This is a genomic window from Amycolatopsis sp. NPDC004378 (assembly GCF_053602455.1).
The window spans coordinates 22,557-40,776 of record NZ_JBSGDR010000025.1; the positions used below are offsets into that span (position 1 = coordinate 22,557).

Genomic DNA, 18,220 nt, shown 5'->3' on the forward strand with positions numbered 1-18,220 from the left:
CGGGGACCGCGCGGGGAGCGCGACCAGCTCCCGCGCGAGCTGGAGAAACCGAGCGAACGGAGAACCGGGATGGATTCCCTCGAGCTGGAGGCGCGCACCGCCACCGTCGGCGAACTCGCGTGCGGCTGCCTGTTCGACCTGGACGGCACCCACCAGGTCGGCGACTGGCTGACCTGCCAAGAGCACCGTGCGCCGGCGCGGGTCACGGCGAGCTTCATCGCCGTGCCGGACGGGCTGATCGCCAGCTAGAACAGCACGGTCTGCGCCGGGTCGATGCGCATCAGCACCGCGCGGATGCGTTCCTCGTCCCAGCCGTACTCGGCGACGACGTCGCGCAGCTGCCGGGACCGTTCCGCGCGTTCGGCCCGGTTCAGGCCGCTCCACTTGCGGTGCCACCAGCGGCCGCCGCCGCGGCCCTTGGCCGCCATCCGCCGCAGGTTCGCAGCCTGGGTGCTGGGCCAGATGTGGCCCACCGTCAGATCTGGATCGGCAGTGCAGCACAGCGGCAGGTCACATTCCACGTGCTCGATGACCTGGCCGTACGCGACGGTGATCCCGAGCCGCAGCGCCACCGCGTACCGGTGCGGCTTCACCGTGATCTCCCGTCCGCCGCGGGTGATCGAGAACCGGCCGTAGCCGTCGTTGCCCACCGCCCGGCTCCACAACGAGCACATCGGGCTCGGCGAGCCGTCCGCGTTCGGCGGCGGCACCACCACCTTGCGCCGGAACCGCGCGATCTCAGCGGCGTGCACCTGCGGATCGACCCAGAGCGCAGCCCGAGGACGCCGCGGTCGCGGCGTCGTGGCCGCGGCCTGCTCGCGGGTAGCCGTCGTCATACGCCCGAGCGTAAGCGAGCCCACCGACAACTTCGGCGATCTCCCGTCGCCCAGCAGGGTCCACACCTGCGGTTTTGCCAACTTTTGGCCAGTTTTTGGCCACGTTTTCGCCAGCTTCCGCCACAGCCCGGCCCAGGGCGCGCGGCCCTTCCCGGGCCGGGCCCCGGCCGGGCTTTCCGCATTCCAGGAGGGGTCATGTCCACCATCCAGGCCACCGACGCGCCCGCCGGCGCTCCCGCCGCGGTGTGGGTGCGGGTGTTCCACAACAACCACCGCGCCCGCGGCGCGTTCCTGCGCGGCTGGGTGCCCGGCCAGACGGTCACCGAGGTCTTCACCTACACCGCTCTGATCGAGGGCGACATCCACGACCACGACCTGGCCGAGCAGGCGTTCGACCTGTTCAACATCGGCGACGACCCAGACTTCGGCGCCCCGGACCCGCGAGCGGTGGACTACCGCGCCCGCGGCAACCGCTCGCTCTCGCCCGGCGACGTCCTCGCCATCGACGGCCGGTTCCACTCCTGCGACTCCAGCGGCTGGCGCGAGCTGACCGAGGCACCGGAGGTCGAACAGCTCACCGCGCCCGGCACCACGCCCCTGTACTGACCGCCCCGCGGGCGGCGGGGACCGACCGCCCCGCCGCCCGACCCGGAAACCGAGTGATGAGGAGAAACCGCATGTCCCAGGCGCTCACCCGCGACGACGTCTTCCTGAGCGAGCCCCGCACGTTCCGCTTCGTCCCCGGAATCGTGCGCTGCACGCTCACCCAGGCGACCGTCGCCGGGCACCGCTACCAGATCCAGACCGTCAGGAGCTGGCTGCTCGGGAACCACACCACGGTATACCCCGCGACGGAGGCCCTGGTCAGGCAGGACACCACCGACACCGAGGAGATCGTCGCCGCCCTGCTGGACGTCCTCAACTCCCCGACCGGCGAACGGAACTGACCGGCGCGGGACCGGCGGGAACACACCGCCGGTCCCGCCCATCCCCGCCGTCCCCGGTCGCGTCCGCTTCGCCATCCAGGAGGTTCCCCGTGTCGCCTGCAACCGCCGTCTGGCCGACCGCCCGGCCGCGCTGGATCACCCCGTACGACGCCAGCCGCAGCTACCTGCTGCCCAAGGAGGTCGAGACCAACATCCCGCGCCGCGGCTACCCCGGCGGCTACGGCGCCCACGACTGGGCCCGCGGGCACCTGGTCGAGCTGTACTGGACGCTCGGCGGCGCCCCGCTGTCGCTGCACTACCGCGAACTGCTCGCCCGCCGCCCGCACGAGGACGACACGGTTCCCGAGCACCTGCCGGTCGGCTGCGAGGTCACCGCCCGCCTGCGCGCCGACGACGGCCAGGTGATCACGGTGGTGTCGCGCACCGAATCCGCCCCGTACGGCCCGCGCGGCGACTACTGGCAGCTCACCGTCGACGGCGAGATCCCCGTCGACGACGACGCCCGCCTCGGCGGTGTCCACACCTACCCGCCCTCGCTGCCCTTCCTGGCGGTGCTGGTGCGGCTGCACCTTCGCCGGGTCTCCGAGCGCTCGCTCGCACCGGTGATCCCGCTCCGCCGCGAACGCCCCTGAACAGGCCAAACGGCGGGTTACCCTGGACGCAAGGGGAGATGACCATGACCGCACCACGACCCGCCGGCCCGGTTCGCCGGCGCACCAGCAGAGGCCGGACCTGGCGGCGCCGCCCGGCACCGCGCCTGATGGGCGTGGCCCTCTCGGCCGCCCGGCAGGGCCTGCACGTGTTCCCGCTCTGGCCGCGCTCGAAGACCCCGTGCCTGCACGGCAAGCGCCGCTGCCCCGGCACCGGCGTGTGCGCCGAGGGCCACCTCGGCTGGGAACAGCGCGCCACCCTCGACCCGGACCTGATCCGCTACTGGTGGGGCGCCTCGCCGACCTGCAACGTCGGCATCGCCTGCGGCCCCAGCAACCTGTACGTGCTCGACCTCGACCCCGCCCACGGCGACGACCCGCCCCCGGAATGGGCCGGCGCCCGGCACGGCCGCGACGTCCTCGCCCGCCTGGCCGAACAGGCCGCACAGCCCTACCCCGCCGACACCTACACCGTCCGCAGCCCCTCGCCCAGCGAGCACCTGTACTTCCGGGTCGGCGAGGACAGCATGCTACGCAACACCGCCGGGAAGGCCGGGTGGCGCATCGACAGCCGCGGCGCCGGCGGATTCATCGTCGCGCCCGGCTCGATGCGCCGCGACGGCGTCTACACCGTCGTGCGCCGCGCGCCGATCGCGCCGCTGCCAGGCTGGCTGATCCCGCTGTTCACCCCACCGCCCCGGCCGGAGCCCGAACCGATCGTGTTCGGCGACGTCCGCCCGCTCTCCGACGCCCGCCGCCAGCGCTACCTCGACAAGGTCGCCGACACCGTCGCCCACGCCGCCCCGCACACCGCGCACGACACCCTCGTCCGCGCCGCCTGGGGACTCGGCCGCCTCGTCGCCGGCGGCTCGTTCAGCGACGACGAGGCCCGCGCCGCGCTGCACATCGCCGCGCAGCAGCGCCGCATCCCCACCGGCGAGGCCGACGACGCGATCAGCGACGGCCTGGACGCCGGAGCGCTCTACCCGCGACGGCTGTCCGACCGCGCCGCCTGAACCGCCCGCTCGTCGCGAGACGACGAGCGAGGTGAGGGCGGGGAGGGGGCAAGCGGGTTCGGACCGGGGGCTGTCGATCTGCTCCAAGCGAATCAGGCCGCGGCAGGGTCCGCGCCGATGAACCCGGCCCAAAAAGACGGGCCGGAACCCCCGCCGCCCCCTTCGGGGCCCTGCCACGGCCTGATCTCCGCTCCGCAGATCGGCAGCCCCCTCGGGGCCGAACCCACTCGATGAATGCCATCGGGTGGGGGAAGGCACCGAGACAGGGTTGCCGGTGACCTGATCACCGATCCGAACCGAGGAGGACGGCATGGCCGAGACGGCCTGGGATCGCGAGGACGTCGAGGCAGGGACCTACTACCTGCTGCTGGAGATCGCCGGTGAGGAAACCGCGCAACGGGTCGAGGCCAGCGCTCACTTCGGGCCGCTGGTGGACGACATGCTGGCGCGGCTTCAGGCCGGTGACGACACCGACGAGCTGAAGGCGTTCCTGCACGCCAAGGTGCAGGACCTGTGATCAGGGACCACCACACCGGTGGCTGAAGACCGGTACCGGCTCGACCAAACCGGTACCGCGGCAACGAACGAAACCGAGTGGAAAGAGAACGAAAAATGGCTGGAGACACCGTCATCACCGTCGTCGGCAACCTGACGTCCGACCCCGAATTGAAGTTCACGCCCTCCGGCGTGGCCGTCGCGAACTTCACCGTCGCCTCGACCCCGCGCACCCTCGACCGGCAGACCGGCGAGTGGAAGGACGGCGACGCTCTCTTCCTGCGCTGCAACATCTGGCGCCAGTCGGCGGAAAACGTCGCCGAGTCGCTGACCCGCGGCGCCCGCGTCGTCGTCCAGGGCCGCCTCAAGCAGCGCTCCTTCGAGACCAAGGAAGGCGAGAAGCGCACCGTCGTCGAGCTGGAAGTCGACGAGATCGGCCCGAGCTTGCGCTACGCGACCGCGAAGGTCAACAAGGTCTCCCGCAGCCAGGGCGGCAGCGGCGGCGGCAACGGCGCGCCGGCCGACGACCCGTGGGGCTCGGCCCCGCCCGCCGGCAACGGCGGCGGCTTCGGCGACCAGCCGCCGTTCTGACGGCCAGCCCGGGTGCGCCCACCGGTTCTCGGTGGGCGCACCCGGGCGCCTGCTCCGCCCTGCCGCCCATCCCGTGCCGGAGGAACCCCACGCCATGCCGTCCGTCCTGGTCTGGACGTCCGAGACGCCGCCACCGCCAGCGCCGCCACCGCACGCCGGCGACGTGATCTACGTGCTCTGCCGAGTCTGCTGGTACGAGAAGGTCGCCGGCGAACCCTGCGGCCTGCCCTGCGTCTGAACCCCGCTCCCGTACCCGATCGACTCCCCGCCAGACCCAGCGAGGACCCGCCGCGACGACGCCGGCGGGTCCTCGCTGTTCCAAGCACTCCACCCCTGGACCTGCCTGAAGATCGCCTCCTCCCGGCCGCCGCCGGAACGCCGCACCCTGCCTCACTCGGGGTGGGGCGTCCAGCACACAACGCTGGACACCCCGCCCCGAGCAAGGCGAAAAGCAGGTGCGTTCCGGCGACCGCCGGGACACCGCGCACCCGGCCGAGCTGATCGGCCGCGCGCTCCACGAACCCCCGCAGGACCGGCCAGCCGAAGCGTATGTCGCGAGGCGAGTCGTCGGCCATGGGCCGTATGCGCCCCTGCCGGTCCTGCGGGCCTGCCACCACCGCCCCTCATTGGGCGGCTTCACGCCACCCCGGCGGAGCCGAGGCGCGCGCCGATCCCCCCACGGCGCTGCTGCCCGCTCACCCCTCGGCCGGGCGCGCCGCCCTCACCCAGCGGCCCGCGCCCGGCCGAGGCCACCCGCTTGCCCGCCCACCGATCCCTGCGGACGACCGCGCCCGCAGGCCATGCAGAGGAGGTCCTGTTGAGCACGACCACGACACCGGCCCAGCGCCGCACCCGCGGCGTCGCCGCCGCCCTGGCCGGCGGCACCGTCGTCGCCGCGGCCGTACTGCTGAGTGCCTGCGACCACCCGGTCGCCGCGCCCCCGGCGCCGACCGCGGCCTACGTCGGCGTCTGCGTCGACCCGGTCACCCACTGGCGGGTCGCCGACAGCTTCTGCGGCGGCGCCGACCCCTACACCGGTGCCGCGCTGTCGCACACCGGCTACCTCTGGGACTACTACCCGCCCAGCTACACCGGCGTCATCGCCGCCTACCACCAGCCCGTCATCGGCGTGCCGATCATCCACACCGTGCCGGTGGCCACCTCGAGCACCGTAGTCGTCATCGACCGCGGCGCCTCCCCGACCGGCGGCTCGATCACCTCCGTCCGCGCCTCGGCCGCCGCCGCGCACAACCAGGCGACCGTCCCGGCGCGGACCTCCGCCCCGGCCACCACCGGCACCAAGCCCGCCGCGACCTCCGCCCCGGCCACCACCGCGGCGCGCACGACCGCGGCGCCGCCGACGCGCAACACCGCGATCACCCGCGGCGGCTTCGGCGTTCCGCACCGCACCCGGTGACCGCTGCCCGGCCCGGCCGACCGGCGGCCAGCTCCGCCGGCCCGCCGAGCCGGGCCCGCGGCCGCCGCCGACCTCGGCGTCCCCGACCACCCACCCCCGGCAGGAGGTATCCCGACCATGCCCATCGGCACCTACGACCCCGGCACCGACGCCTTCGACCTCGCCGTCAACTACGGCGACCTGCGCTACGAGACGTTCTTCGGCCGCGACCCGATCATCCGGCTGCCGAACACCGCGCCGCCGGCCGCGTCCGGCCCGGACAAGTGCGGCTGCCCGTCGTGCACCAGCCAAGGCTGGTACGCCGAATCCCCGTTCTGCCGCTACTGGGGCAACCGGTGCGACGAGTGCGACGGCACCCGCGTCTGGCTCGACTACAACCACGGCCGTCCGCCGCGGCGCGTCCCCTGCGAGCTGTGCGCCGAGGCGTGGCCCGAGGCGATCGCCTGGTTCCGCTTCGCCCTGCGCAGCCCCCGCGCCGCCGCGCGGACGCTGCGCGACGACGCCGCCCGCGCCCGCGCGGCCATGCAGCGCGAGGAGGCCGCCCGGTGAGCGCACCCGACACCGCCACGACCCGCGCCGAGCAGGCGCGGCGCTGGCGCCGGTCCGCCCGCCGAGCCTGGATCGGCGTCATCGCCACCATGCTGGCCGGGATCACCGCCGGGTTCCTGCTGCCCGCCGACCCGCTGCTGGACCCGCTGATCGTCACCGTGGTCTCCGCCGCCACCGCCGGACTGACCGCCCGCGCCGCCTACCGGCACGGGCAGCTCGACGTCCTCGCCCGGCTTCGCCACAACCCCGGGCAGGAGCCGCGGTGACCGCACCCGGACACCGCCAGGCCGGATACCGGCCGGGCCTGGCCCGGCCCACCCGCGGGCCCGGCCCCGGCGCCCCGGCATCGCCACGGCACGCCCGAACCGGGAATTTCCGCAGACCAGGACGCTCGGGTGCCCTACCCTCGGAAGACATGAGGGTCACCACGTTCGTCGTCTTCTGGCGTTTCATCGGCGCCGCGGGCGTCGGCGCCGGAGTCGGCGCCGCCATCGCGGGTCTGATCGCCGTGCTCACCGGCCGGGCGTTCGCGACCGGCAGCCCGTGGCTGACCGCCCTGCCGGTCCTCGTCGTGTTCGGGGCACTGCTCGGTCTCGGCGTGGCCAGGCTGACCCGGTTCTGGCTGCTGCCCACGATCGCCCGCCTCCGGCTGCTGTGGGGCACCCTGGCCGGTGCCGTCGTCGTGCCGCTGGCCATCGCCATCGGCCAGCTGGGCAACCTGCGCGCCGTCGGCATGCTGCTGATGCTGGCCGGGGGAATCACCACCGCGGTGATCTGGGTGCGCTGGTTCCGCGCCACGCACCCGACTCCCGGCGCGCGGGCCCGGATGCACGTCGTGCGCGCGCGGACCGCGGCGGCGAACCGGCCGCGCTGATCCGGCACCGGAACGAACGGGAGGGCGGACCGAACCGGTCCGCCCTCCCGTTTTCTATCCGCTGACCGCGCCGGTTTCCGGTGCCGACGCGGGCTCGCGCCCATCGTCACCGGCCGCCCCGGCGGGCCAGCCCCCTCCCCCTGATGACGCGGTGGCCGCACCCGTCGGCGCCGCCTCCGCGTTCCCGGCCTGGCGCTCGCCGGCCCGACCGTCCTGGTTCCGGCCGTCCTCGGCCGCCGCGGACGACGGCCTGCCGCCGCCCGCCTTGCCCGCGCCCGCCGCCGCGTGCTTCCTGGCTTCCCGGCCGGTCGCGATCAGCCGCCGCGCGGGCTTTTCCCCCAGCCCCAGCAGCTCGCCGACCTGCTCGACCGTCCGGTCGGCCTCGTGGATCGCCAGCGCGGCCAGGCCCTGCGCCTCTTCGTGCGTGGCGACCTGCTCATCGCGTTGCTTTCGCAGCTGCTCGATGGCGCGCTCATGCGGCTCGACGCGCTTGCGGCATTCCGTCTCCGCCGCGGCGATCTGGTCGCCGGCGTCGAAGAACGCCCCCAGCGCGGCCTCGACGGCTTCTTCCTGCTGCCGCTGCTTGGCCAGCTGCTCGGCGTTGCGCTCCCGCGCCGCCGCCAACTGCTTGCTGACCCTGGTCGACCGCCGCGCGCGGCGGCGGACCGGCCTCGCCGACTCGGCCATGCTCTACCTCCCCCGGTGACCTCTGTGTTCCGGTGCACCCGACGGCCACCATACCCCGTGATGTCAACTGATGTGGACGTGTTGAGGGAGAGAAGTCGCTGTACAGGGGCAGGCACGACCAGATCAGTTGCCAAATCGGAGGGAACGGCAACCGTGCCCGGAACGACAAAAGGCGTGTCCCGCCCGAGGGCTGGGACACGCCTTTGGTGTGCCGATCGCATAAGCCCCGAAGGGGCTCACCACCCGGAGGTGGATTCCGCCAGAAACTGCGACCGGCGGTGCGCCGGCGCGGAGGGCCTCAGCGGGCCTGACCGGCGCGCCCTCAGTGTAGCCGCTGCCCCGCGGCGCCGGCACCGCTGAGCGAGCACGACCCGCCGTCGTCGACCGCCGTCGCCCTCCGGAGGCTGCCGCGGCTGGCCACGTCGTCGCCAGGAGGCCGCTGGCGGGCAGTCCGTCTCCACCGTGAGTTCAGTACGGACCGAAATCGCCCCGCCGCCAGCTCCCGGCCGCGCCCTGCGCGAACCGATCCTGTTCGACAGCCCGCTCTCGATCACGTAGCGAGCTGGCGGCACCCGCCGCCGTCGTCCGCACAGCCCGGCCGGACCTGACGGTTCCCGGAGTTGAGCCGCGCCCGCGGCCGGTCGGTCCACCCCGCGACGCCGCGGCCGCGGCGAACCCCTGCCCGGCAGGCCCGTCCTGACGGTTCCCACCGAAGGCCGGTCGGAGCCGCCTGCCCGCTGATGCGCTTGGGCGGCAGCCCGCACGCGGCCACGTCTCGTCCCGGCCGGCGCACGGCGGCTCACCTCGAGCGCGCTGGGTGGTCACCAGGGCCCCCCTGACCTCGATCGTCTTATGTCGTGTCAGCCGCCTCAAGGCACCCAAAAAACATTTTGTCTCCGCAAGCTCCGCCAAAATCTTTTTCGGGGCCCACCTTGACCCGTCTGACACGACACAAGAGATGGCAGGGGCGGGGGGAACGGGGAGGAAAGGGCTGCAATCAGTTAAGCATAAATGGGCTTTTGTTGTGCTCTCCCCTTTCTGGGGTGGTAAAACGCCTGGTCAGGCGGTTGAAATGGCGGGAAAAGTCACTGAAAATAGGTGGTCAAAAAGCGGCTCTGACCTTGCAAAATAGCGATTTTGCTACTAGACTCAGAACTGTAAGAAACGCCGGGAACGCCAGACCCGGTAAAGCGGAAAAACTCAGTAGTGGGGTTCAATTCATGTCTGTTATCGCTTCCGTTCCGGAGACCATTTCCGAGCTGACCGCCCTTGTGCAGGCCGGGGACATTCCCGCCGCCCGCAAGCTGGGAAAGAAGCTGCTCAACGTCGCCGAGACCCGCGAACTGTGGCTTATCGCCAAGATTGCCGACGTGCTGGACAACCGGCCGCGTACCGCCGTTGACATCCTCCGGCAGTGGTGGGCCAGCGCCCCCAGCGCGGAAGACCGCGCGATCATCGCCGCGTGCGCGCCCAAGAACGGCGAGCAGCGCCGCCGCCCGCAGGCCGACACCGGCCGCGCGCCCCGCTGGAACGGGCGCAACAACTACCAGGCCCCGGGCACCGTCCGCACCGAGCAGCGGGCCGAGCTGCGCCGCCGCCGCCGCTCCCGGCAGGAGCAGAACGACGCCGCCGCCTTCCGCCGCTACCAGGCCGAGCGCGCCGGAGTCACCGAAGGCGAGCAGATCCCCGACCGCGACGACGCCGCCCGCGCGGAGCAGGTCTACGCCTCCGGGTTCGACTACGACCGCGCCGCCCTCTACGGCACCGATCTTGCGTTCCGGTGCCTCTCGTGCTCGATCAGCCGGGGCCGCTACGACCTGGACCGCGCCCGCATGAGCGCCGGACACGGTGACGACGGCCTGTGCGCCGAGTGCCGGGAGTCCGGCCGCCCCGGCATCCCCGAGCTCCCCGCCGGACACACCCCCGCCGACGCGGTCACCGCCCGTTGCTCGTTCGTCTGGGCTCAGCTGGGCACCGTCGCCGCGCGGGTGGCCCTGCGCGCGGAGTGGCGGCAGGCCACCACGCCCGCCGTCCGCGCCGCCATCGCGGATTACGTGAGCGCCCACCTTCCGGCCGAGGAGCCCGCCGAGGTCCCCGCCGAGCTTGCCCCGTGCACCGGATGCCCGGACGCGCGCACCGCCCGCGACCTGCGCGGCGTGGCCGAAGACGACGGACTGTGCGCGGAGTGCCGCGCCGCCGACGCCGAGACGGCCGAGCAGGCCGAGCCCGCCGCCGCGTAGGCCGCCCTCCGGGGGTCCGGCCGCCGGGCCGGACCCCCGCCCCCGCCAGCTCACCGACCGCAGGGAGACCCAGCGATGAGCACTCGCCCCAGCACCGGCCGCCGCGCCCGCAAGGACGGCGACGAAACCGACCTGTTCGACCACCGCCGCCAGGAGGCCCCGCGCGCCGGAGTCGCCAAGGCCACCAAGCGCCGCGCCAACCGCCGCGACCGCCGCGCCGCACGCCGCGCCGGTTGGACCGAGTAGCCCGCCCGCCACGCTCCACCCTCGCAGCCCCCCGGTCCCGCCGGGGGGCTGTTTTCGTGCGCCCGCACCCCGAATCGGACGGCCTCACGGCCGACAGTTCTTCCGGCGCGGGCCCCCGGGGGTGCGCCAGCGCAGCGCGGGGCACCCCCGGCCGCGCCGCGCGTCCAGGGCCGGACGGCCCGCCTGCCTGCCCGGCACTCCCACCCGGCCGCCGCCGCCCCGCTCCCGGCTTTTCCTGCCGGACGCGCCGCCTGCCTGCCCGGCACCCTCGCCCGGCCACCGGCCACCCTTCGCTCGCCTCTACTGCCACACAGCACCTCTTGCATGTGCCATGCGAGCCGGTTCTGAATCGTTTAAGTGCTGGTGACGAACGTGCAATTCGTCAACTAATGTGGACGTCAACTGATGTGGACGTTTGGGAGGGCGTTCGGGTGATCGGCGTGCGCAAGCTCTCGCCCGGCGGGCACGAGTACCTGACCGGGTCGGTGGCCTGCGCGGACCGCGACCTGGACGCCGGCGAGTCCCTGAGCGACTACTACCTGGCGCACGGCTACCCGCCCGGTCAGTGGTTCGGCCGCGGCGCGGCCGAACTCTCCATGTCCGGCGAGGTCACCGCCGCGCAGATGAACAACCTGTTCGGCGAGGGCCGCCACCCCGACGCCGACCGCATCCAGGCCGAGATGATCGCCGCCGGCCACACCCCGGCCGAGGCCCTGGCCGCCACCAAGCTCGGGCACCGCTTCTACCAGTACGACGGCCTCGACCAGCTGCGCAGCAAGGTCATCGACGCCTACAAGCAGCACAACCTCGACAACAACCGCCCGATCGGCGCCCCGATCGACGACGCCACCCGCGCGGGCATCCGCCGCGACGTCCAGGCCCAGGCGTACGCCGACGCGCACAACGGCCAGAAGCCCTCCGCGGAGGAGCTGACGAAGTGGCTGGCCGAGCAGAAGCGGGCGATGAAGTCCGCGACGTCGGGCTACGAGCTGGTGTTCGCGCCGCCGAAATCGGTCAGCGTCACCTGGGCGCTGGGCGACGAGGCCACCCGCGAGCTCGTCGTGAGCCTGCATCGCCAGGCCGTGCGCGACACCCTGGCCTACCTGGAGAACCACGTCGCCTACACCCGCCGCGGCGACGGCGGCTACGCCCAGCACGACGTCAAGGGCATCGCCGCGGCCATCTTCGAGCACTGGGACTCGAGGGCAGGCGACCCGCACCTGCACACCCACGTGCCGATCAGCGCGAAGGTCCAAGGCCCCGACGGCCGGTGGACCGCGCTCGACGGGCGCACCATCCTGGCCGCCTCGGTGACGATGTCGGAGTTCTACAACAGCCGCATCAGGGACCTGTTCCGGGAGAACGGCGCCTCCTGGACCGAGCGGCCCGCCGGCGGGTTCGACCTCAAGCGCCCGACCTGGGAACTGGACGGCGTGCCCAACGAGCTGCTGGTCGGGTTCTCCCAGCGCGCCTCCCAGGTCGAGCAGGACCGAGCCCGCCGGATCGTCGCGTTCCGCCGCGAACACGGACGCGAGCCCTCGCCCAAAGAGATCCTGGAGATCTCCAAACGCGCTCAGTACGGCACCCGCGACGCCAAGCAGGCGCCCCGCTCGCTGCTCGATCACCTGCGCCGCTGGCGCCGCCAGGCCGAGGACATGGTCACCCCCGAGACGGTCGACGGGCTCGGGCAGGCCGTGTTCGCCGGCGAGCCCGAAGCGCTCTCGGAGATCAACGTCGCCGAGCTCGCCGAAGCCACGCTCGCCACGGTCTCGGACTACTACAGCCACTTCAACCAGTGGAACGTCGAGGCCGAAGCGCACCGGCAGACCGCGCACCTGCGCGTCGCCGACGGCGGCCGCGACCAGCTGATCACCGACGTCGTCGGCACGGTGCTCGGCTCGAGCGACATCGTCGCCCTGGAAGCACCGTCGATCGTCGACGAACCGAACGCGCTGCGGCGCCGCTCCGGCGAGAGCGTGTTCGTCGAGCACAACAGCCAGCGCTTCACCACCGGCCGCACCCTGCGCGAGGAGTCCGCGCTCGCCGCCTGGGGCAAACTCACCGACGGCCACCGGCTGTCCCCAGCCACCGTCAACGAGGCCCTGGCCGGAGCGCGCAGGCTCAACCGCGGCCAGCGCGCCGCCGTCGTCTCCTTCGCCACCTCCGGGCGCCGGGTGCAGCTGCTCTACGCCCCGGCCGGGGCGGGCAAGACCACCGCGATGAAGGTCTACGCCAACGCCGTGCGCGCCGAAGGCGGCAACGTCTACGCCTTCGGGCCCAGCGCGCGGGCCGCGCACGTGCTCGGCGAAGCCATCGACGCGCGCCCGCACACCCTGCACCAGGTCACCACCGCGCAACGGCTCGGGACCGTCGAGCAGGCGTTCCCGTTCCGCCGCGGCGACGTGCTGATCATCGACGAGGTGTCGATGGCCGGCACCCACACGCTGCACGACGTCGTCGCCTACGCCCTGCGCCGCGGCGCCGACGTCCGCCTGGTCGGCGACGACAAGCAGCTCGCCTCGGTCGAGGCCGGCGGCGCCGTGCGGTGGTTCGAGCACATCAACGGCGCGAACCGGCTCAGGGAAGTCGTCCGCTTCCACGACCCCGAACAGGCCGCCGCCTCCCTCGAACTGCACGAGGGCAACGCCGCCGGCCTCGACTACTACTTCGAGCAGGGCTGGGTCAGCGACGGCAGCCGCGAGACCATCCGCGACGCCGCGCACCGCGCCTGGCGCGCCGACCTGGACACCGGCCGCCAGTCCCTGCTGATCGTGCCGAACAACGTCGACGTCACCGCGCTCAACCTCGAAGCCCGCGAACTGCGCCTGGCCCGCGGCGACGTCGACGCCACCGGCAGGACCGCGGCTCTGCACGACGGCACGACCGCCAGCAAGGGCGACTGGGTCGTCACGCGCGACAACGCCCGCCGCCGCACCCTGTTCGGCGGCAAGGACTTCGTCAAGAACGGCGACACCTGGACCGTCACCGCGGTTCGCAAGGACGGCGCGCTCAAGCTGCGCCACCAAGACAGCCGCGGCACCGTCATCGTGCCCGCCGACTACGTCGCCGAACACGTCGAACTCGCCTACGCGTCCACGATCAACCGCGTCCAGGGCATGACCAGCACCGGGTCCGCCCACGCGATCGCCACCCAGGGCATCTCCCGCGAACAGCTCTACACCCTGATCACCCGCGCCGTCGACGACAACCGCGTCTACGTCGAAACCCACCAGCACACCATCGACTCCCACCAGGAGACCCCGCTCGAGCAAACCGCGCGCGGCGTGCTGGAGCAGGCGCTGACCCGTTCCTCGGCCGAGACGTCGGCCAACGAGACGTTGCGCGACAAGCTGATCGCCGCCGAATCGCTGCGCACCCTCATCGGCCGCCACGACTACGTCGCGCAGCTGGGCGTCGAGGAACAGGTCGACGCCGTGCTCACCGAACACGTCCCCGACCTACTGGACAACAAGGCCGCGCCCGCGCTGCGGCAAACCCTGCGCACAGCGCACGCCCTGGGCTGGCAGGCCGACCAGCTCGTCCCCGCCGCCCTGGCCAGCGGCCCGCTCGACGGCGACGACGTCGACGACCCGGCCGCGGTGCTGCAATGGCGCATCCAGCAGCGCACCCTGGACGACGTCCCGCCCGCGCGCACCGCCGCGCCCACCCTCGCCGCGACCAACAGGTGGCGCACCATCATCGAACGCCACGACGCCACCGCCGCGGTCGAGGACACCAGCTGGGAACGCGTATGGCGGACGGCGGCCGCGGCCACCGACGAGGGCCTGGACGCCGACGCCGCGGTCACCGACGCCGCCCGCCGGCTCGCCGCGCGCCCCACCAACGACCCGATGCCCGACCACCAGTTCACCGCGGCCGCCCTCGATGACGCGCTGCGCCGGCAACACGCCCACGGCGGCGGATGGCAGCCCGCGCTGCCGTGGCTGGCGCACCCGAACCACCAGGAGCTCGCCGAACAGCCGGAGATGCTGGACTACCTGCACCGCGTCAACAACGCGGTCAACACCCGCGTCGGGGAACTGCGCGCCCTCGTCATCGCCGACGAACCGGCCTGGACCGGCGCGCTCGGTCCACGCCCGCTCGACGACCCCGCGGCCGCGGACCGCTGGGACCGGCTGGCCGGGCTCGGCGCCGCCTACCGCGACACCTACGGCGTCACCGGCGACGACCCGCGCTATCCGCTGGGCGAGAAACCAGAAGGCAACAGCCTGCGAGCCCGCGCCTGGCGCGACCTCATCGTCCAGTGGACCCCACCAGACACCGACGACCATGACGCCGAGCAGGCCGCCGAGACGACCGGTACGGACCAGGCCAGCACCCTGGACCAGCTGCGCGCGGCCATCGACCCGGACGACCTGCTCGCCGCGCTCGCAGCCGACGAGATGGCCGCCAGCGAACCGCTGGAGGAACGGCTGCCCGACCTCGCGCGCCGCTACGAGCGCGGCGCCCGGCACGCCGACGAACAGCACCTCGACGACCAGATCACCCGCGTGCTCACCGCCCGCGCCCCGCACGCGCTCGGCCGCGACGCCGAACCGGCGTTGCGCTGGCTGCTGCGCCAGGCACACGAGCGGGGCTGGACGATCGAGCAGGCCGTGCCCGACGCCGACAGCCTCGCCGGCATCGCCGGTGCCCGCGACCCGGCCGCCGTGCTCTACCGGCGGGTCGAGCAGCGCATCCAGCGCACCGACCCGCCCGGCGACCCGCTGTACCACCGCGGCCCGTTGCCGTGGCTGGATGCCGCCGACCCGGCGGCGCTGGCCGACCGGCCCGACCTGGAACGGCACCTCGACGAACTCGCGCAGGCGATCACCGGCCGCGCGACCCGGCTGCGCGACGAGGTCGCCGCGGAACCGCCGGACTGGGCCGCCGGACTCGGCCCGCGCCCGGACGACCCGGCCGCCGCGGTCCGCTGGGACGCGCTCGCCGGCGCGGCCGCCGCCTACCGCGAGACCTACCGGATCACCACCGCCAACCCCGACGTCCCGCTCGGCGCGCAGCCCCGCGGCGACGACGCCCGCGCCCGTGCCTGGAAGAACCTCACCGACCAATGGAGGCCCATCGTGACCACGCCCGACGACCAGTACTCCGCCAACCAGATGCGCATCGACGCCCTGCGCGACCAGGTCATCGAACGCGGCGAGGACTACACCGACGACGCCGAAGCGCTGGCGGCCGACTACGCCGACGAGGCCGAAGCCCAGCGCCGCGACGCCCGCGGAGACGAGGCAGCCGAAGAGCTGAACCGCTACGACGACGCCGAGACCATCGAGCAGAACAGCGACCTCGGCTCCGGCTTCGGATACTGACCGGGCCCCGCGCACGCTGAAGAACAGCGCCAGCCGCGAGAATTCCGGAATGGACTACCTGAAGGTCTTCCAGGCCGCGCAGCCGGAGCTCGAGCAGTGGCGCCAGCGACAGGTCCGCGACCCGCCCGAGGAACCCGAGCGCGGCAGCGACCTCGCCGCCGATGACACGGTCTTCCCGCACCACCGGATCAGCGAGATGGCCCGCATCAGCCTGATCTCCGCCGGCGAGCACCTGCGGTTGGTCTGGGACGGCCTGGAGCGCAAGCAGCTGTACAGCACCGCCCAGCACACCGCGGTGCGCGGCGCGCTCGTCGGCGCCGCGCAGGCCGTCTGGATCACCGCGCCCGACGACCCCGCCACGCGGCACCGCCGCGGCCACGCGGTGATCGCCGAGTTCTACGAGCAGCTGCGCAAGTACCACCAGCGCACACTCGACCTCGCCGCGGCGCTCGGGTTCACCCCCGACCAAGAACAGCAGGTGCGCGACCAGATCGACTGGATCAAGACCCGGCAGGACGCCCTGGCGGCGGTGCAGCCGGCGCCGATGAAAGTGATCCTCGCCGACGTTCTCCGTGACATCGGGCCGGTCGTCTTCCCCGGCGACCCGTTTCGCCAAGGCGGTCTGCGCCTGGCCTGGAACACGCTGTCCTCCGACGCGCACGTGCTCATGTGGGGACTGGCGACCAGAGCCGACTTTCAGGCGGCCGGACCGCACGACCGCGTCACCGGCTTGTCGATCGGCGTCACCGGCGGGCAGATGGGAGAACTCGCCGGCTGGCACGACCTCACCATGAACACCCTGCGCCGCGGCTGGCGCCTGTTCGATCGGCGCTGCGAAGGACCGTGAACCGGACGGCCCGGGACCGGATGACGGGTGCGCTCAGGCGTGCGGATTGATGACCGTCACGTGAATGCGCCCGTCGCGCCGGTCGATGTCCACGGCGTAGAAACGGCCGTCCGTGGTGCCCATGGCCTCCACCGAGAAGTCGGCGGCGTCCATCTCGACGGACCCGCCGAGCTTGCGCAGGACCGCGACGAGCAGCCCGTGCATGAGGTCGTACTTGCTGCCCGACGGTGCCGGCGTGCCCGCCACGTGGACTTCCCCCGATGACGGCTCCAGGTCGTCCGGCGTGACGTCCGCGGCCGCCGAACGCAGCCACAGCTCCACGGTTCGCCGTTCGCCCACGATGTAGCCGAACCCCAGCAGACTGGTGCAGAGGACACCGCCGCCGACGATCAGGCCCGCGGCGACGGCGAGCGTGCCCGGTAGAAGGTGGGCGAGCACCAGCAGGATCATGCCGAGCGGACTCAGCATGGCGCACGGGATCGCCCAGCGGGCGTGCCGCCGCCAGCGCTCGGCCGCCCGCTGCGGGTCCGAGACGCGGGTGATCCAGGACTGGCCGTCCCGCTTCGGGGCGTTCGGTTCATCCTCGGGCACGGCTGCTTCCCTCATCTCCCTTTGCGACCGCCGCTCTGCTCGCGATCTGGCCATCCTGGTGCGGCCCGGTCAACCCCGTCGGCTCAGCGCCGGGGGCGTGGCGCGTGTGCGCGACCCAACGGCGGATCGTGTCGTGGTGGTGGCGCGCGGCCTCGGTGACCAACGGCTCCAGCATGACCGGCACCCGGTGTCCTGCCGCGCGAACGACCTGGACCGGTCGGCTGCCGCGCACGGCCGTCTCGGGGTGATCCGCGATCACCGGGAACAGGTTCAGCAGCGCGGCGACGTCCCCGTACGCGCGCCAGGACTCCGCGGGCACCGGGAGCCCGACGGCAAGGTGCCATTCGGTGATCGCGGCCCACATGCCGATCACCGAGTAGCCGCTGCCCATGCCCCGCCCCTTCGCCGGCCGCCGCGCGGGAGCGAGCCCGGCGAACACGGTGTCGAACGTCTTCTCCAGCGCGGCCTGGGACACCGGTCGCGCGCCCGGTGCACCGAGTGCCCCGGCCAGCGACGTCCACGGAACCTGACCCACCACCCAGAACTGCGCGGCCGAGGCGAGCCAGGCCAGCACGACCGGCTCGTGGGCGAGCGCGCTCAGCTCGGCGAGCGCGGTCCGCAGCCGTCCGCGCAGGGCGTCCGCGGCACCCGGCTCGCCGGCGGCGACCGCGTCGACATCGCGCAGCGTCCGGGCCATGTCCGCGTGAACGCGGTCTATCCGCAGCTGAACCGCTCCGTCCATGGTCATGATGGCCGACCTTATCCGGCCGCAGGCCCCGCTCCCGTCCGAGCGAACACCGCGGACATGGCAGGGTGCCGGCGCGCCGATCCCGTCGGGCGGCCTCACCAGGCGGGCAGCGACGTCCGCGCGGCACTCGGTGCCTCGTCGTGGGAACACCTGTTC

At 73.2% G+C, this 18,220-nt stretch carries 20 protein-coding genes; 16 read left to right on the plus strand and 4 right to left on the minus strand.

Annotated features, from left to right (window positions below; genetic code table 11):
- Nucleotides 1–69: 69 nt before the first annotated feature.
- Complete coding sequence (locus ACWEN0_RS42405; RefSeq protein WP_451986408.1) at nucleotides 70–249, plus strand: hypothetical protein; 180 nt, start codon at nucleotides 70–72, stop codon at nucleotides 247–249.
- On the opposite strand, the gene ACWEN0_RS42410 is transcribed toward ACWEN0_RS42405, so the two are convergent.
- On the minus strand, nucleotides 246–836 hold the full coding sequence (locus ACWEN0_RS42410) for a hypothetical protein (RefSeq protein WP_451986410.1): 591 nt from the start codon (nucleotides 834–836) through the stop codon (nucleotides 246–248). The genes ACWEN0_RS42405 and ACWEN0_RS42410 overlap by 4 nt on opposite strands.
- A 195-nt stretch (nucleotides 837–1,031) precedes the next feature.
- Here ACWEN0_RS42410 and ACWEN0_RS42415 point away from each other — a divergent pair, with 195 nt between their 5' ends.
- From ACWEN0_RS42415 to ACWEN0_RS42465, 11 genes are all read left to right on the plus strand, one after another.
- Nucleotides 1,032–1,442: a hypothetical protein gene (locus ACWEN0_RS42415; RefSeq protein WP_451986412.1), complete on the plus strand. Its 411-nt coding sequence runs from the start codon at nucleotides 1,032–1,034 to the stop codon at nucleotides 1,440–1,442.
- Between the two features lie 71 nt (nucleotides 1,443–1,513).
- Nucleotides 1,514–1,783, plus strand: a complete 270-nt coding sequence (locus ACWEN0_RS42420; RefSeq protein ID WP_451986414.1) for a hypothetical protein — start codon at nucleotides 1,514–1,516, stop codon at nucleotides 1,781–1,783.
- Between the two features lie 89 nt (nucleotides 1,784–1,872).
- The gene (locus ACWEN0_RS42425; protein ID WP_451986416.1) at nucleotides 1,873–2,415 is read left to right on the plus strand and encodes a hypothetical protein; all 543 of its coding nucleotides are present in this window, start codon (nucleotides 1,873–1,875) and stop codon (nucleotides 2,413–2,415) included.
- Between the two features lie 44 nt (nucleotides 2,416–2,459).
- Nucleotides 2,460–3,449: a bifunctional DNA primase/polymerase gene (locus ACWEN0_RS42430; RefSeq protein WP_451986418.1), complete on the plus strand. Its 990-nt coding sequence runs from the start codon at nucleotides 2,460–2,462 to the stop codon at nucleotides 3,447–3,449.
- A gap of 310 nt (nucleotides 3,450–3,759) precedes the next feature.
- On the plus strand, nucleotides 3,760–3,966 hold the full coding sequence (locus ACWEN0_RS42435; RefSeq protein WP_451986420.1) for a hypothetical protein: 207 nt from the start codon (nucleotides 3,760–3,762) through the stop codon (nucleotides 3,964–3,966).
- Nucleotides 3,967–4,061: 95 nt separating this feature from the next.
- Complete coding sequence (locus tag ACWEN0_RS42440; RefSeq protein ID WP_451986422.1) at nucleotides 4,062–4,535, plus strand: single-stranded DNA-binding protein; 474 nt, start codon at nucleotides 4,062–4,064, stop codon at nucleotides 4,533–4,535.
- A 94-nt stretch (nucleotides 4,536–4,629) separates the two neighbouring features.
- A complete protein-coding gene (locus tag ACWEN0_RS42445; protein ID WP_451986424.1) occupies nucleotides 4,630–4,773 on the plus strand; it encodes a hypothetical protein in 144 nt (47 codons plus the stop codon).
- Nucleotides 4,774–5,352: 579 nt separating this feature from the next.
- The gene (locus ACWEN0_RS42450) at nucleotides 5,353–5,952 is read left to right on the plus strand and encodes a hypothetical protein (protein WP_451986426.1); all 600 of its coding nucleotides are present in this window, start codon (nucleotides 5,353–5,355) and stop codon (nucleotides 5,950–5,952) included.
- Nucleotides 5,953–6,069: 117 nt separating this feature from the next.
- Nucleotides 6,070–6,501 (plus strand): hypothetical protein, encoded by a 432-nt coding sequence (locus tag ACWEN0_RS42455; protein ID WP_451986428.1) that lies wholly within the window; start codon nucleotides 6,070–6,072, stop codon nucleotides 6,499–6,501.
- Nucleotides 6,498–6,767, plus strand: coding sequence for a hypothetical protein (locus ACWEN0_RS42460; RefSeq protein ID WP_451986430.1), 270 nt, complete (start codon nucleotides 6,498–6,500; stop codon nucleotides 6,765–6,767). Before ACWEN0_RS42455 ends, ACWEN0_RS42460 begins: the two co-directional genes overlap by 4 nt.
- Nucleotides 6,768–6,916: 149 nt before the next feature.
- Complete coding sequence (locus tag ACWEN0_RS42465) at nucleotides 6,917–7,375, plus strand: hypothetical protein (RefSeq protein WP_451986432.1); 459 nt, start codon at nucleotides 6,917–6,919, stop codon at nucleotides 7,373–7,375.
- Nucleotides 7,376–7,429: 54 nt separating this feature from the next.
- Here ACWEN0_RS42465 and ACWEN0_RS42470 read toward each other — a convergent pair whose 3' ends face one another.
- Nucleotides 7,430–8,062: a hypothetical protein gene (locus ACWEN0_RS42470; RefSeq protein ID WP_451986434.1), complete on the minus strand. Its 633-nt coding sequence runs from the start codon at nucleotides 8,060–8,062 to the stop codon at nucleotides 7,430–7,432.
- A gap of 1,220 nt (nucleotides 8,063–9,282) precedes the next feature.
- On the opposite strand from ACWEN0_RS42470, the gene ACWEN0_RS42475 reads away from it, so the two are divergent.
- The 4 genes from ACWEN0_RS42475 (at nucleotide 9,283) to ACWEN0_RS42490 (ending at nucleotide 16,725) form a co-directional block, all read left to right on the plus strand.
- Entirely contained in the window at nucleotides 9,283–10,302 is a 1,020-nt protein-coding gene (locus tag ACWEN0_RS42475; protein WP_451986436.1) for a hypothetical protein, read from the plus strand.
- A 75-nt stretch (nucleotides 10,303–10,377) separates the two neighbouring features.
- Entirely contained in the window at nucleotides 10,378–10,548 is a 171-nt protein-coding gene (locus ACWEN0_RS42480) for a hypothetical protein (RefSeq protein WP_451986438.1), read from the plus strand.
- A gap of 440 nt (nucleotides 10,549–10,988) precedes the next feature.
- Nucleotides 10,989–15,878, plus strand: a complete 4,890-nt coding sequence (gene mobF, locus ACWEN0_RS42485; protein WP_451986440.1) for a MobF family relaxase — start codon at nucleotides 10,989–10,991, stop codon at nucleotides 15,876–15,878.
- 49 nt (nucleotides 15,879–15,927) lie between these two features.
- The gene (locus tag ACWEN0_RS42490) at nucleotides 15,928–16,725 is read left to right on the plus strand and encodes a hypothetical protein (RefSeq protein WP_451986442.1); all 798 of its coding nucleotides are present in this window, start codon (nucleotides 15,928–15,930) and stop codon (nucleotides 16,723–16,725) included.
- A gap of 33 nt (nucleotides 16,726–16,758) precedes the next feature.
- On the opposite strand, the gene ACWEN0_RS42495 is transcribed toward ACWEN0_RS42490, so the two are convergent.
- Together ACWEN0_RS42495 and ACWEN0_RS42500 are read right to left on the minus strand one after the other, a co-directional pair.
- Nucleotides 16,759–17,316, minus strand: a complete 558-nt coding sequence (locus ACWEN0_RS42495) for a hypothetical protein (RefSeq protein ID WP_451986444.1) — start codon at nucleotides 17,314–17,316, stop codon at nucleotides 16,759–16,761.
- Entirely contained in the window at nucleotides 17,303–18,064 is a 762-nt protein-coding gene (locus tag ACWEN0_RS42500; protein ID WP_451986446.1) for a hypothetical protein, read from the minus strand. The genes ACWEN0_RS42495 and ACWEN0_RS42500 overlap by 14 nt, the downstream gene beginning before the upstream one ends.
- Nucleotides 18,065–18,220 lie beyond the last annotated feature (156 nt).